This window comes from Marinobacter iranensis (assembly GCF_029207565.1).
Taxonomy (GTDB): domain Bacteria; phylum Pseudomonadota; class Gammaproteobacteria; order Pseudomonadales; family Oleiphilaceae; genus Marinobacter; species Marinobacter iranensis.
In genome coordinates this window covers 1-234 of sequence record NZ_JANCMW010000421.1, presented here as the reverse complement: position 1 = coordinate 234, position 234 = coordinate 1, and the positions used below count along the sequence as shown (strand labels likewise).

Sequence of the window (234 nt, the reverse complement as noted above, 5' to 3'; positions counted from 1 at the left end):
AGCTCCCATTGGTCGGCCTTGCTCGCCTTGTCGCCGTCCAGCGCGACGCGGATCAGCCCGCGGCCCGAAAGCGCGCCGATCAGCAGCGAGCCCTTCCATTTCGGGAACATGCCGCCCGAATAATAGATCATCCCGCCCGGCGAGATCGACGGGTTCCAATATACCGCGGGTGCCTCGAAGCCGTCGCCGGGGGCGTGGCGGGGGATCGGCGTGCCGTCGTAATTGTCGCCGTTG

At 67.1% G+C, this 234-nt stretch carries 1 protein-coding gene; it reads right to left on the bottom strand.

Annotated features, from left to right (window positions below; genetic code table 11):
- On the bottom strand, positions 1 to 234 hold a 234-nt coding region (locus NLU14_RS22940; protein ID WP_275710954.1), incomplete at both ends, for a PQQ-dependent sugar dehydrogenase.